Below are 15,085 nucleotides of genomic sequence, written 5' to 3'. Positions count from 1 at the left end.
TTCTTCTGAAAAATTACCCAAAGGTAATAAAATAAAATACTACTCAAGATTTTTTTTAGACGACTCTATCAGAGCATCAAAAATCTGTCTAGTACCTGAATGATCTTTAATAACTTTCCAATTAAAAATGTCTGTCTATTATTTTATTAAAAAAATTAATAAATTAATAAAATGTTCTGTGGCAGAAGTTAATTATTGTTATGTTTTCCCTAATCGCATAATTCTGGATATTTAAAAATGTCTACCAATATATCTATTAATCTTAATGCAGTAGCTATGCTTCGCAATCGTCGCAATCTCCCATGGCCAAGCTTAGTACATATTGGTAGGATAGCTCTGCAATCTGGATCCTCTGGATTGACAGTACATCCGCGCCCAGATCAACGTCATATTCGTTATAAAGATTTGCCTGAAATTCGCCGATTGATTGATGAAGAATTTCCAAATGCAGAATTAAACCTTGAAGGATATCCTACAGAGATATTCCTCAATTTATGCAAGAATTATAAACCTGAACAAGTTACTCTTGTCCCAGACGATCCTCACCAACTGACCTCTGATCATGGATGGGATTTTATAAAAAATCAGAAAATTCTCACGGAAGCTGTTGCTGAGTTACATGACATAGGATCTAGAGTATCTCTCTTCGCTGATGGAAATGGAGAAGAAAAGTGTATCCAAGCAGCTAAATTAACAGGAGCTGATCGCATTGAACTCTACACCGGCCCCTATGGAGCATGCTATAATGATCCTCAACAAGAAAGTGTTTTGCTAAAACATCTAATTACCACAGCTCGCATTGCACAGGAAATGCATTTGAAAATTAATGCAGGACATGATCTCACAATACAAAATATACCAAATTTAATAAAAGCAATTCCATATATTTCTGAAATTTCGGTAGGCCATGCATTTACATCAACCGCTTTAGAGTACGGAACAAAGGAAGCGGTATTGCGTTTTCGTCATGCTTGCGGGCAAAAATTAAACAATACAACACATCTAACCCATTAAAATTGAATAATAACTATATTTTACAAAATCTAGTAAACTTGTTTTAAAACTGAAACATAGCTATAGATTTTCCAATCTGTATTTAAAGTTTTTGATGCACGACAATAATCTCAACGAGAAATCTCTACCTGATTATCTAACCACGTTCATCTATTTATCTTTCTATCATAAACATAGCGATCAATTAAAGTTGCTTACAGATCACATCTCATGTAATAAAAGACTACTTAGTTCCAATCAGAATCGCAAAATATATACAAAAAACCACATGAATTGTATAGGATAAATAAAATGCCGAAACGTCAAGATCTGAAATCAATTCTTATCATCGGGGCAGGCCCAATTATAATCGGACAAGCGTGTGAATTTGACTATTCTGGAACTCAAGCTTGTAGAGCACTTAAAGAAGAAGGATACAGAGTTATCCTCATAAACTCCAATCCCGCTACTATTATGACAGATCCAGATCTGGCAGACGCTACCTACACCGAACCGATCACACCAGAAGTTGTGACAAAAATTATAGAGAAGGAACGTCCTGACGCAATCCTACCAACAACGGGAGGACAAACAGCCCTTAATACGGCACTTTCATTAAAACGCATGGGAGTGCTTGATCGTTATGGCGTTGAAATGATTGGCGCCAAACCAGATACCATAGACAAAGCTGAAGACAGAGCTCTTTTCCGCAAAGCAATGCAAAATATTTCGCTTACAACTCCAAAATCCATTCTTGCAAATGCTACAGATATCAAAGATCATGATCGTAAAATGCACGAAGAAGAACGAGATAATCTAAAGAAAAACCTTTCAAAAGAAGAACTTGATGCTGCATTATACGCCCTAGAAATAAAGTGGAATTTGGAAGAAAACGATAGAAAAAATCGATATATTTGCCATGCGATGGCTGTCGCTGTGCAAGCTCTTGATGAAATTGGTCTCCCCATTATTGTCCGTCCATCTTTTACCCTTGGAGGAACAGGAGGTGGCATAGCCTATAATCAATCAGAATTCTTTGAAATCGTTGAAAATGGCCTTCGTGCTTCTCCCACTACTGAGGTATTAATAGAAGAATCCGTCTTAGGCTGGAAAGAATACGAGTTTGAAATGATCCGCGATACAAACGATAATTGTATCGTTGTTTGTTCAATCGAAAATATTGATCCTATGGGCGTTCATACTGGAGATTCAATCACAGTTGCACCTGCTATGACTTTAACGGATAAAGAGTATCAATCAATGCGCAATGCTGCAATTGCAGTACTAAAAGAAATCGGCGTGGAGACTGGAGGAGCAAATGTACAATTTGCCGTAAATCCAAAAAATGGACAAATGGTCGTAATTGAAATGAACCCAAGAGTATCACGTTCATCCGCCTTAGCATCTAAAGCCACAGGCTTTCCAATTGCAAAAATTGCAGCAAAACTAGCTGTTGGTTATACTTTAGATGAACTTAGCAATGACATTACGGGAGGGAAAACCTCTGCCGCTTTTGAGCCATCAATCGACTATATCGTCACAAAAATTCCACGATTTGCCTTTGAAAAATTCCCTGGTTCAGACACGACCTTAACAACTTCCATGAAATCCGTTGGAGAAGTAATGGCAATAGGCCGTAGTTTTGCAGAATCTTTACAAAAAGCGTTACGCGGTCTCGAAACTGGCCTTACTGGGTTAGATGAAATTCATATACCTTCAATGGAATCTGCAAAAGATCAAGATGTAATTCGTGCTGCTATCAACATACCTTGCCCAGATAGATTGCGTATGGTAGCACAAGCATTACGCTTAGGAATGAGCGTAGAAGAGACACACCAAAGTTGTAGTATCGACCCTTGGTTCATTCAACAAATCAAGATGATTGTTGATATGGAACATCGTATTTGTGAACATGGTCTTCCACAAGATTTTCAGAATCTTCATGCTATCAAGGCCATGGGATTTTCTGATGCTAGATTATCAATCTTATCCGGTATTCCTACTTACGAAATACGAAAAATACGGAATAAATTGAATGTACATCCCGTCTTCAAGTGCATCGATACTTGTGCTGGAGAATTTTCATCTCCCACCTCTTACATGTACTCTACTTATGAAACAAATTTTATTGATCAAATGGTATCTGAAGATAAGGTCTCTGATAGAAAGAAAATTGTTATTCTTGGAGGGGGCCCTAATCGCATTGGACAGGGGATTGAATTTGACTATTGTTGTTGTCACGCTGCTTTCTCTTTAAACGAAGCAGGATTTGAAACAATAATGGTCAACTGCAACCCTGAAACTGTATCAACAGATTATGATGTTGCAGAAAAATTGTATTTTGAATCCCTGACCGAAGAAGATGTTCTTGAAATTTTACGTGTAGAAAAACAAAAAGGTCAGTTAATAGGCGTAATAGTACAATTTGGAGGGCAGACACCGTTAAAACTCGCTAAAATCCTTGAAAAGAATCAAATTCCTATTCTCGGAACACAACCTGATTCTATAGATCTCGCTGAAGATCGTGATCGTTTTCAAAAATTATTAATAAAATTAGGACTGAATCAGCCTAAAAATGGCATTTCTCACTCCGTAGAACAGGCACGATTGATCGCAAATGAAATTGGATTTCCCTTTTTAATTCGCCCGTCCTATGTTTTAGGTGGTCGCGCTATGCAAATTATATACTCTGAAAGTATGTTGCAGGATTACCTTCTTGACACTCTTCCAGAGCTCGTTTCAGAAGAAATTAAACGGCAGTATCCAAATGACAAGACAGGACAGATTAATACCTTATTAGGAAAACATCCTCTGTTATTTGACAGCTATTTATCCGATGCTATAGAAGTCGACGTAGATGCTTTATGCCAAAACGACCAAGTTATTATAGTAGGAATTATGGAGCATATCGAAGAAGCCGGAATTCATTCTGGCGATTCCGCTTGTTCATTGCCACCTCGCTCGCTCTCAGAAAATCTCAAGGAGGAATTACGTTCTCAGACTAAAGATTTAGCTCGCGCACTAAATGTTGTAGGATTAATTAATATCCAATATGCAATTAAAGATGGAATAATTTACATTCTAGAAGTTAATCCCAGAGCATCGCGTACAGTACCTTTTGTTGCAAAAACGATTGGATTCCCTGTTGCAAAAGTCGCTGCCCGTATTATAGCAGGCGAAAGCCTTGAATCTTCTATAGAAGCTTATGGAAAGAGACCTGATCTATCCAAAATTAAACACTTCGCCGTAAAAGAATCTGTTTTTCCTTTCAATAAATTTCTAGGAGTTGACATCCTACTTGGCCCTGAGATGCGCTCAACCGGAGAAGTAATAGGAATGGATAAAGATTTTCCTCTAGCGTTTGCAAAATCACAACTAGGAGCTGGAGTTGACCTTCCTCATGAAGGAACTGTTTTTGTTTCTGTTCGCGATGCAGACAAAAAACGCATTGTGCCCATCATACAAAAATTTAAGAATATGGGCTTTAAAATCATGGCAACTGAAGGAACAGCACGATTTTTGGAGTCCAATGGCTTAACGACACAAAAAATCAATAAAGTCTTAGAAGGAAGACCACATATTGAAGATGTGATCAGCAATCGCCAAGTACACTTAGTGATTAATACCACTGAAGGGAAAAAGGCTATTGAAGATTCCAAATCATTACGAAGATCAACTTTGATTAGGAAAATACCTTATTATACGACTATTGCGGGAGCAGAAGCAGTATCTCAAGCGATTCAAGCGCTCAAAGCAGGAAGTCTTGAAGTTTACAGTTTGCAAAGCTATCGTTAAACCAATTATAATATTAATCATAAATTGTACTTTTCACTGAAAATAATATAAAATGTCGTTTCGCACGTTATTTCTTATAAGAAAAAATAGGAAATTTTTAGTATGAAAAGTCCCATATGTCCCTTTTATTATAAGCGACATTTTAATTGCAAGGATGCGTAACCATGGTAAATAAAATTCCTATAACATCTCAGGGTTTTGATAAAATTCAAAAAGAATTACGTTGGAGACAACAAGAAGAACGTCCTAGGATTATCAAAGCTATATCAGAGGCTCGTGCATATGGAGACCTTTCAGAAAATGCAGAGTATCAAGCATCTAAGGAATTACAAAACTTAAATGAAAGGAGAATAGTAGATCTTGAAAACATCACAACATGCGCAGAAGTAATCGATATTTCGCAAATGTCTGGATCTAAAATTGCATTTGGAGCTACTGTATATCTTGTAGATGAAGATTCAGGAGATCAAAAGAACTATCAAATTGTTGGAGACCAAGAAGCCGATGTAAAATCTGGCCTCGTCTCAATATCATCTCCAATTGCGAGAGCTCTCATTGGGAAAGAATTAGGAGACACCATTTCAGTTAATGCTCCTGGGGGACAAAAGAATTATGAAATTCTTAAAGTTTTATGGGTCTGATAAAAGTCAAATACAATCTTCGCATCAATTGGTTGATATGAGAGAAATTGATATTATTGCTCCAAATCTTAAAATAAGACATTCAGGCGTTACTTCAACCATATTTGCTCTTTGTCCAGAACAACGTAAACTTGGACAACGCTTGGTTGTTTTTGGGTATTTTTTACCCAATAAAATCATTAGTATTGGCATATTATCTCTTCTATCTTGTTGGGAAAAGCCAAGAAATAAAAATAATCGTATTTGGCATGCACGTCGTAATAATGAAATGCTAGTAGGCGTTCTAATGCGTGATGTTTTAAAAATGCCTTTAAAGCTTATATTCACTTCATCTTCGCAACGGAATCATACGAAATGGAGTCGATACCTCATTTCTCGCATGGACGCAGTTATCACTACCAGCAAAAAATCAGCTCTCTTTATCAAACGTCCCAACACTATCATCATGCATGGTATTAATACAGAACGATTTTATCCTACTAGCGATAAAAAAGAAGCGCGACGCCATGTCAAAATGCCAGAACATAAAAAGATCATTGGTTGTTTTGGACGTATCCGTAAAATCAAAGGAACGGAATTATTCGTTAATTGTATGATAAATATACTCCCTTCTCATCCAGAGTGGATAGCTGTGGTTGTCGGGAAAACAACTTTTAAACATTATTTTTTCAAAAGAAAAATCCAAAAGAGCATACAGAAAGCTGGATTAGAAAAACGTATACTATTTATAGATGAAAAGTATTCTATAGATGATTGGTATCGTGCATTGAATATTTTTATAGCCCCACAATTGCATGAAGGATTTGGATTAACTGCTTTAGAAGCCATGGCAAGTGGCATTCCAGTGGTAGCAGCTAATGTGGGTGTATTCTCGGAATTATTAGATCCAGAAAATGAGAAGGCTGGCATTATCTTCCCAGCTGGAGATGTCCATGCACTTGAAAAAGCAGTTTTACACTTTATGAATTCAGAAAAAATAATGTCCGATACCGGTAACAGAGGAAGAGAACGCGCTGTTAAACACTTTCAACTTACCAAAGAAGCTACTGCAATAGGGGAAATATACGATATTATTTCTAAAAAATAAGCAAGTATTCATTTTTGAATACTGATTGCGATGTCTCAGAAAAATTTACGTACCGCTTAGTCCATCCGCCTCTATATAAACAATGCGCAACATATTAGTTGAACTCGGCGTTCCTAAAGGTAATCCTGCAGAAATGATTACACGATCCCCTGGCCCCCTGAATCCTTGTTCTACGACAATACAGCAAGGGGGAAATATACGATATTCTTTCTAAAGAATAAGCAAGTATTCATTTTTGAATACTGATTGCAATGTCTCAGAAAAATTTACGTACCGCTTAGTCCATCCGCCCCTATATAAACAATGCGCAACATATTAGTTGAACCCGGCGTTCCTAAAGGTAATCCTGCAGAAATTATTATACGATCCCCTGGATCCCCGAATCCTTGTTCTACGACAATACGGCAAGCACGATTAACCATATCATCAAGATCAGAAGCATCTTCAGTGACTACACAATGAATTCCCCATACAAGAGATAATCTGCGTGCCGTCTGAATAACTGGAGACAACGCTATTATCTCCTGTTTTGGACGTTCACGTGCAGCTCGTAACCCAGTATCTCCAGAAGCGGTATAACAAACAATAGCAGATAAACGTAACGTTTCTGCTATTTGACGTGCAGCTGAAGATATAACATCCGCCCCTGTTTTATTAGGCTCAATACGACAAAGAGATCTCATTTCCTGCCAACTTGGATCTCTTTCAGCAGAAGACGCAACCAATGACATTGTCTTTACAGAATCAACAGGATAAGATCCCGAAGCCGTTTCTGCTGACAACATAATGGCATCAGCCTCTTCAAATACAGCAGTGGCCACATCAGAAACCTCCGCACGCGTTGGAACGGGAGATGTTACCATCGATTCAAGCATCTGAGTCGCTATCACAACTGGCTTTCCTAATTTTCGAGCAATCCGAATTAGTTTCTTCTGGATGCCTGGAATTAATTCCAGCGCCATTTCTACCCCAAGATCTCCACGTGCGACCATAACTGCATCTGATAGCTTAATGATTTCCGCAGCACATTCAATAGCACGAGGTTTCTCTATCTTTGACATCAAACCTATTTTCTTATTAGAAAGAATATTTCTAATCTCCACCAAATCATCGGCAGATTGAATAAAAGAAAGAGCTATCCAATCTACTTCAGAAGTTTGCAGTGCTGCATGAAGATCTTCTCTATCTTTTTGAGTCAAAGCCTGAGTTTTTAAGAAAGTATCTGGGAATGAAATGCCCTTGCGGTCAGAGATAGCAGTTCCCGCAATTACTTTACATCTTATATAATCTGAGGTTCTTTCTTGCACACATAGCTTTACTTTTCCATCATCAATCAGCAATCGATCACCTATTTTGATAGATTCAAAGGTCTCTGGATATGGAAAAGTAACACGTTCAGAATTTCCAAGAGCATTTTTATTATCTAAAGTGAAAACCTGCCCCTCTTTTAAAGAAGCTCTAGAACCCTCAAATTCTCCAATACGAAATTTAGGGCCCTGTAAATCTATTAAAATACCAATAGGACGTTGCGACTTCGACTCTACTGCCCGAATCTTTTTTATAAGCTCCCGCATCTTCTCATGACTCGTATGACTCATATTGATGCGGAATACATCTGTCCCTTCTTCATGCAAACGACTAATTACATCTGCTGAAAAAGAAGACGGTCCTAATGTGGAAATTATTTTAATTCTACGGAGAATTGGCATCTCTATCTCCTTATTCTGAAGGATCAGTTAGTTGCACTGTCCAATTTTCATGTTGTCCTGTATCATATTCGGTGAAACCGACTCTCAAATAACCACGTGCATAACAATCTTTGATACCCACAATATTAAATTCATCTTGTCCTACACACATTTGAACATTTCCAAGCCACCGTTCACCATGCGCTACTCCCTCGGCATATAAATAATAGTATCGCGAATCCAAAACACCTTTTACAATAGTCTCACAAGCATTCCCAGGAATATGCCACCATCCATTTGTAACCCATCCACCATTTTCAGAAGGATATCCTATAGCAACACCGATCAAATTTTTCGTGCCATTACAAACTCGGAACCCAGCAAAAGAATTACTTGACAAAAGAATCATAACCCCAAAAAATACAAAAATAGAAAAACCACGCAGCATCTAAAAAACACCTATGCTATACATTAATTTGTTCATCGTATTTCAAGATATCGCAGAATTTACGAATAGATGTCAACAATACAGAGTATTTTTCATCATCTTTATCCCTGTCCCGTAACTTATGAATTTTCTACTTATCAAAACATTATAATTTTCTCATACTTTTTTGGAAACAAGATATAAAAATTCATATATCATAAGCGTCTATTTTATAGTAGAATGAAAAATGCTCAAAAATATTAAAGAAGAAAGCATTGAAAATGCTATTTGAAAGAAATATTATCTCGAAATCGCATTGATATTCAGCAGTATAAATATTAATACATTAACAAATCAAATTTTTCATTTGTTACAAAAGTATGCTCTCTTCGATTAACTAGCCCAGTTCTTTCAATTACTATATTTAGGATTATTGAATACAATGTTTGCACATTTCTATCCTCTGAATTGTACTCTTTATTCAAAGATACTATAAATCCCAAGTTTCATCATCATGGAAAAGATACTTTTAATGACCCGATTGTTCTGTACGAATATTTTGTTCATCGATTATATATCATCATGACAACGTTTTCACACGAAAAGATATGGGAAGCGATAGATCGGATGGCTAAACGCCATCACCTTACTCCCTCAGGTCTTGCTCGAAAAGCAGGATTGGATCCGACTTCCTTTAATAAATCCAAACGATTAAGCCTTGGTGGGCGTAGCCGATGGCCTTCAACAGAATCTATTTTTAAGATACTAGAAGCTACTAACGAAACAATTTTCCAATTTCTTGATCTACCATTTTCTAGTGATGCAAATACTAATGAACATGAAAAAGAAATTCCTCTCTTAAATTTTCCATCAAATGGATCAAGTGGCTTTTTTGATAGCGGAGGATTTCCCGCTGGGGGAAAATGGAACACTGTGGGTATTCCGGAAATTAGATCTCCACACAATGGGATCTATGCGATTCAAATACAAGATACTAGTATGTTGCCTTTGTATAGGAAAGGAGATATATTAATTCTTAATGCTACCATGCAAGTAAATTGTGGTGATAGAATATTGATAAAGCCTCGTGTTGGTGATATAGCTGCAAAAGTATTGATAAATAGAAGAGGCAGATCAATAGATCTTATGTCTTTGAATTGCTATTATCCTGTAGATACCATTGATATGTCAGATATAGAGTGGATCGCTAAAATATTATGGGCAAGCCAATAAGTTTTTTTATTCCACATTAGAGATAGAATCTTCCATAGATTGTAAGAAAAATATGAATATACTTACATCTAATAAAAGCAGTAAATCCACTCTAGTCTAGCTTGGATCATCTACATTAATAATCCACAAAATTATAAAGATATTCAATACCATAACTTGTTTTAGGTATTGTAGTATTAATCCTTGATGAAAAGGGATAAAAAAATAATGAATACTGAATCAAAAAAAAATTATTCCAGCACGTTGTACTTACCTAAAACCAATTTCCCTATGAAAGCAACATTGCCCCAGAAAGAGCAAGAATTACTCGCTTATTGGCAAAAAATCAACTTGTTCGACAAACTACGTGAAAGTAGAGTCGGTCGTAAAAATTTTACATTACACGATGGGCCTCCTTATGCTAATGGACATATTCACATAGGACACGCGTTAAATAAGATTTTAAAAGACGTAACAGTGCGCTCATTTCAAATGAGAGATTTTAATGCTTCCTTCGTCCCAGGATGGGATTGCCATGGACTCCCCATTGAGTGGAAAGTAGAAAATGAGTACCTCGAAAAAGGGAAACGCAAGGAAGAAATTCCCGTGAATGAGTTCCGCCAAGCATGTCGCGATTCTGCCAACGCTTGGATTGAAATTCAATCAAAAGAGTTTGAACGATTAGGTGTCATAGGAGATTTCAAAAACCCTTATACTACCATGACCAAAGAAGCTGAAGCGCAAATAGCATTTGAAATTCTAAAAATCGCTGAATCCAATCAAATATATCGTGGAATCAAGCCGATTATGTGGTCAATCGTAGAACAGACAACCCTAGCAGAAGCCGAAATTGAATATCATGACGTGGATAGTGATTCTATCGTAGTAGGGTTTCCTATAAAATCATCCGCTGATTATTTACGTGAAGCACAAGTTGTGATATGGACGACAACACCATGGACAATCCCAGGCAATAGAGCTATTGCGTTTTCTTCAAACCATCAATATGGACTCTATAGAGTAATCTCCTCCAACAAACAACAGACTTTTGACACGGGAAATAACCTGGTTTTTTCTAAGAATCTTGCGCAGAAAATAGCAGATCAAATTCATGTACAGATTGAATTAGTTTGCGATGTAAAAGCTAAAGATTTATCTCAAATCATTTGCTCACATCCATTAGAAAAACTAGGCTATACTTTCCCAGTGCCTATCATTGATGCTGAATACGTTAGCAACAATTCTGGGACAGGATTTGTCCATGTTGCTCCTAGTCATGGAGTTGAAGATTTTTCCGCATGGAATAAAGCAAAAAAAATGCTTCAAGATCGCTCGATAAATACAAGAATCCCTTCTCCTGTGGATGAAAATGGATTTTATACAAAAGAAGCCCCAGGATTTGACGGAGCACGTGTTTTAGATGATACGGGAGCACAGGGAAATGCGAATGAAGAAATCATTCGCGCCTTGATCAATTCTCGCGCACTCCTCAACCGCAGTATTATAAGACATTCATATCCTCATTCGTGGAGATCAAAAAAACCTATAATATTCAGAACTATATCTCAATGGTTTATGCACATGGATAAAAATTTTGAAGATGGAACGACCCTCCGTTCTCGTGCACTTTCAGAAATAGAAAAAATACAGTTTTTCCCATGTACAGGGAAAAACCGTTTGCGGTCTATGATTGAAAAACGACCTGATTGGCTACTATCACGACAGAGACATTGGGGAGTCCCTATTTGTTTGTTTTATAATGAGAAAGGTGAAATCCTTTTAGATAAATCTGTCAACGAGCGGATTATAAAAACCTTTAAAGATCGTGGATCAGATGTATGGTTTGATGAAAATATGCGCGATTTATTCCTCGGGGAAAGAGCTAGCGAACCTTGGATACAATCAAAAGATATCTTAGATGTATGGTTTGATTCTGCCTGCACACATGCCATGGTTCTTGAAAAAAATCCGAAATTATCGTGGCCAGCGGACGTATATTTGGAAGGATCAGATCAACATCGGGGATGGTTTCAGCACTCATTATTGGAGAGCTGTGCGACACGTGGATCTTCACCTTTTTCATCACTCATTACCCACGGCTTTTCTGTCGACGAAAATGGCGAAAAAATGTCAAAGTCAAAAGGCAATGTCATGTTTCCTGAAGAAATAATTTCAGAATCAGGCGCTGACATATTACGATTTTGGGCTGTAAATTCTGATTATCATGATGATCAGCGCCTCGGGAAAAATATCATTCAAACCAATGTTGATGCATACCGAAAGGTACGCAATACAATTCGCTGGATGCTTGGAATGCTTGCACACGATACAGATGAGGAACCATCCCTTGCTAGCATGCCTTTACTCGAACAGTTTATGTTGCATCGCATAACCGAACTTGATAAAACCATACGCGAATCTTATAATACCTTTAACTTTAAGGCAGTCATTCGTCACCTTATCAATTTTTCTAATATAGAGCTTTCTGCTTTTTATTTTGATATCCGCAAGGATGTGCTTTATTGCGATCCTCCTTCTAGTTTAAAACGCCTATCCAGTATTGCGGTGATACGAAAGTTATGTAAATGCCTGATACTTTGGATCGCTCCTATCTTGCCATTTACAGCAGAAGAAGCATGGCTTTCCCTAGATTTAAACGCCGTCTCAGTACATCTTGAAAACTTTCCTGTAATACCGATGGAATGGCAGAATGTTCAACTTTCTCAAAAGTGGGGGAAAATCCTACTATTACGTAAAGTGGTTATAAGCGCTTTAGAAATAGAAAGAAAATCAAAAAATATTGGATCACCTTTAGAAACATCCCCCACTATATACATCACTGATTCATCTCTTATATCTAGCCTCGAAGGGATAGATATTGCTGAAATATGCATAACCTCGGGCACAACAATCATTCATGATCAAGGCCCTACTGATGCATTTAGCCTTCCTGACATTCCAAATATTAGTGTCCAATGCTCTAAAGCAGAAGGGGAAAAATGTGCCCGATCATGGCGCATTACCAAAGATGTTGGGTTGGATCCATCATATCCAGACGTATCTGCTCGTGATGCACTTTCGTTGCATGAATTGGGATATCCTAAAAGTTAAAATATTCAATTGCTATCGGCAGTACTCCGTTGAAAGAGAATACGATCCTTCGCTATTACCATAGTGAGGGATCTAAGCTATACAATATCTTCAAGAATATCATAAATTTTCCCCTGTACTTCTTTCACAAAAATTCTATGGAATTTTGTTTTTCATCTTATGTAACTTGATGATTAAAATAAAAATGGATATTTAAAGCAAAATAACAAATGTATTATTACCATATTATATATTTATAATACGAGCGAATTACTTCTTTGTCCCAAGAAAGTAATACTATATATTTACAAAAAGTAAATATCATATATACAATATATAAACTATACTTATAAAAATATATAGTTTAAAATTCTTTTATAATGTAAATATAATTTATTTAAAATTATTTTATATTTAAAGGAATTATTACTATGCTTGTTTCAGAGACTAATAACAATTACCCACTTGGAAATTATCCAAAAACAGAAAATCCTACTAACGCTACACAGAAGCAAGGAATACTTCCACAAACAGAAAATTCCTCACCAGATTCTGTCCAACAAAAAACTTTTTTGGAAAAAGCGAAAGAGTGTACAAAAGAAGCAGCAATATCCATGATTCCTGTTTATGGAACTATTCAAGAATTTAAATTCCTGTTTATGGAACTATTCAAGAATTTAAAAAAGGTAATTATGGATGGGGTATATTCGGCATTATAAGCGATGCCACCCTGCTAATACCTTTTGTCGGGTATGGCATAAAAGCCACATATGGCTTAATCCGTGGAGGCAGCATTGCTGCTAGAATAGGAGAAGCTGGAGTTGTAACTGCAGTTAGAGCAGGAGAAGCTAGCATTGCAACTGCCGCTAGAGCAGGAGAAGCTAGCATTGCAACTGTCGCTAAAGCAGGAGAATCTAGCATTGTAACTGCGGCTAAAGCAGGAGAAACTAGTGCTGCGTCCGTTGCCAAAGCAGGAGAAACTAGCGCCACAACCGCTACTATATCTATAAGCAACACTACGATTACAGAAGAATCAATCGCTGTATCAAAAAGAAATGTGGGTGCCAACGCATTACCTTCTGAAACGAAAACATTATTGCCGTCGAAGAATAGCGCAAAAATAAGCGTAGCAAAATCAGAGTCTAAACTGGATAATATCTATCTAAGCGGGAAGAAAACTATCAATAAAATTACAAAAAAAATAACGCATTCTACAAAAAAAATTGATCAAAAAATTCCTTTTGCAGGCGAGAAATCAGGCGTAAAATGGAGGACATTGAATTCAGCTGACAAGAATTTTAAAATGGTTCCATTATCTGATGAAGTACTATTTAAATCATTCAAATCTCTCCCTGCGAAAAATCTCGATCATCAATTTTTAATTGATCTCCCCCGCTCTTCATATATTATTAACGGAAAAGAATTAGCAAGAGACAATTCCTCGAAAGCAGTAAAAAAGTTGATTTCTTTATTTCCTAATAGTTATCAAAAACTTCAACTTATTAGCAGTTATGCAACTCAATCTATTTTCTCTGAATCCATAATACACTTAACGGCTTCAATACCTGAATTTAAATTTCATGGATCGAGCAATGCCGCGTCCCGTTATGTTGCTAATATGTTAAAAAACGGAACAGTAGAGTTTACTGCTACGCATAGCGCTAACCTAAAAAAACCTGCGGAAATTGCAGGTCCAGCATTTAAAGAATTTGGACTAAAAATATCTGGAATACTTTCTCCAGACAAAGCAACATCTTTAAGCTATAATTATTATCTAAAATAAAAATAAACAATCCATATTCAATTTTGAATATGGATTGTTGTTAATAACGAAAAATTAACCCAAAGAAAAATATACCTATCAATAATTTAATTAGTGATTCAAAAATTTATTTCTATTACAAAATTAAAAATTGTTAGATCCGATTTATCCATGTTAACATTCTGTTGATTTACAATATCTAACAATCTAAAGTTTTTGTACTAAATTTTATATCTTTTAGTTGAATGTTCCCTGAACAAAGGATAAAACATTTAATTATGGCGTAATACAAGATAGAGGCAGGATTAAATAAGTATCTGTGATATACATCTAAAACATTAAAGTATACTACGAAAAAATGGAAAGAACCTGTATCACATATAAATATAA

The 15,085-nt window shown here is 36.5% G+C and carries 11 protein-coding genes; 8 read left to right on the top strand and 3 right to left on the bottom strand.

Features of this window, described 5'->3' with window-relative positions:
* Nucleotides 1-237 precede the first annotated feature (237 nt).
* From G293_RS02920 to G293_RS02905, 4 genes are all read left to right on the top strand, one after another.
* A complete protein-coding gene (locus G293_RS02920; RefSeq protein WP_047264232.1) occupies nt 238-1,014 on the top strand; it encodes a pyridoxine 5'-phosphate synthase in 777 nt (258 codons plus the stop codon).
* A 291-nt stretch (nt 1,015-1,305) separates the two neighbouring features.
* Complete coding sequence (carB, locus tag G293_RS02915) at nt 1,306-4,788, top strand: carbamoyl-phosphate synthase large subunit (protein WP_047264231.1); 3,483 nt, start codon at nt 1,306-1,308, stop codon at nt 4,786-4,788.
* A gap of 164 nt (nt 4,789-4,952) precedes the next feature.
* Nucleotides 4,953-5,429 (top strand): transcription elongation factor GreA, encoded by a 477-nt coding sequence (gene greA / locus G293_RS02910; RefSeq protein ID WP_047264230.1) that lies wholly within the window; start codon nt 4,953-4,955, stop codon nt 5,427-5,429.
* Entirely contained in the window at nt 5,401-6,516 is a 1,116-nt protein-coding gene (locus G293_RS02905; RefSeq protein ID WP_052775024.1) for a glycosyltransferase family 4 protein, read from the top strand. The genes greA and G293_RS02905 overlap by 29 nt, the downstream gene beginning before the upstream one ends.
* 266 nt (nt 6,517-6,782) lie before the next feature.
* Here the strand turns inward: G293_RS02905 and pyk are convergent, their stop codons facing one another.
* Nucleotides 6,783-8,225 carry a pyruvate kinase gene (pyk, locus tag G293_RS02900; protein ID WP_047264229.1) on the bottom strand — a complete coding sequence of 481 codons (1,443 nt, stop codon included), beginning with the start codon at nt 8,223-8,225 and terminating at the stop codon, nt 6,783-6,785.
* A 10-nt stretch (nt 8,226-8,235) separates the two neighbouring features.
* On the bottom strand, nt 8,236-8,652 hold the full coding sequence (locus G293_RS02895; RefSeq protein WP_047264228.1) for a DUF1036 domain-containing protein: 417 nt from the start codon (nt 8,650-8,652) through the stop codon (nt 8,236-8,238).
* A 561-nt stretch (nt 8,653-9,213) separates the two neighbouring features.
* On the opposite strand from G293_RS02895, the gene G293_RS02890 reads away from it, so the two are divergent.
* From G293_RS02890 to G293_RS05445, 3 genes are all read left to right on the top strand, one after another.
* Nucleotides 9,214-9,864: a S24 family peptidase gene (locus G293_RS02890; RefSeq protein WP_047264698.1), complete on the top strand. Its 651-nt coding sequence runs from the start codon at nt 9,214-9,216 to the stop codon at nt 9,862-9,864.
* A 207-nt stretch (nt 9,865-10,071) separates the two neighbouring features.
* Nucleotides 10,072-12,954 carry an isoleucine--tRNA ligase gene (gene ileS, locus G293_RS02885; RefSeq protein WP_102030484.1) on the top strand — a complete coding sequence of 961 codons (2,883 nt, stop codon included), beginning with the start codon at nt 10,072-10,074 and terminating at the stop codon, nt 12,952-12,954.
* 410 nt (nt 12,955-13,364) lie between these two features.
* Entirely contained in the window at nt 13,365-13,652 is a 288-nt protein-coding gene (locus G293_RS05445) for a hypothetical protein (RefSeq protein WP_052775023.1), read from the top strand.
* Here G293_RS05445 and G293_RS05440 read toward each other — a convergent pair.
* A complete protein-coding gene (locus tag G293_RS05440) occupies nt 13,624-14,001 on the bottom strand; it encodes a hypothetical protein (RefSeq protein WP_052775022.1) in 378 nt (125 codons plus the stop codon). The genes G293_RS05445 and G293_RS05440 overlap by 29 nt on opposite strands.
* Between G293_RS05440 and G293_RS05435 the strand changes: the two genes are divergently transcribed.
* Nucleotides 13,991-14,716, top strand: coding sequence for a hypothetical protein (locus tag G293_RS05435; RefSeq protein ID WP_148407341.1), 726 nt, complete (start codon nt 13,991-13,993; stop codon nt 14,714-14,716). The genes G293_RS05440 and G293_RS05435 overlap by 11 nt on opposite strands.
* The last annotated feature ends 369 nt before the right edge of the window (nt 14,717-15,085 follow it).

The organism is Candidatus Liberibacter africanus PTSAPSY (assembly GCF_001021085.1).
GTDB lineage: Bacteria > Pseudomonadota > Alphaproteobacteria > Rhizobiales > Rhizobiaceae > Liberibacter > Liberibacter africanus.
This window is presented reverse-complemented; position numbering and strand designations above follow the sequence as displayed.

Coding starts and splice junctions, on each gene's coding strand:
- G293_RS02920 (WP_047264232.1), top strand. CDS start 238: ATGTCTACCAATATATCTATTAATCTTAATGCAGTAGCTATGCTTCGC.
- carB (WP_047264231.1), top strand. CDS start 1,306: ATGCCGAAACGTCAAGATCTGAAATCAATTCTTATCATCGGGGCAGGC.
- greA (WP_047264230.1), top strand. CDS start 4,953: ATGGTAAATAAAATTCCTATAACATCTCAGGGTTTTGATAAAATTCAA.
- G293_RS02905 (WP_052775024.1), top strand. CDS start 5,401: ATGAAATTCTTAAAGTTTTATGGGTCTGATAAAAGTCAAATACAATCT.
- pyk (WP_047264229.1), bottom strand. CDS start 8,225: ATGCCAATTCTCCGTAGAATTAAAATAATTTCCACATTAGGACCGTCT.
- G293_RS02895 (WP_047264228.1), bottom strand. CDS start 8,652: ATGCTGCGTGGTTTTTCTATTTTTGTATTTTTTGGGGTTATGATTCTT.
- G293_RS02890 (WP_047264698.1), top strand. CDS start 9,214: ATGACAACGTTTTCACACGAAAAGATATGGGAAGCGATAGATCGGATG.
- ileS (WP_102030484.1), top strand. CDS start 10,072: ATGAATACTGAATCAAAAAAAAATTATTCCAGCACGTTGTACTTACCT.
- G293_RS05445 (WP_052775023.1), top strand. CDS start 13,365: ATGCTTGTTTCAGAGACTAATAACAATTACCCACTTGGAAATTATCCA.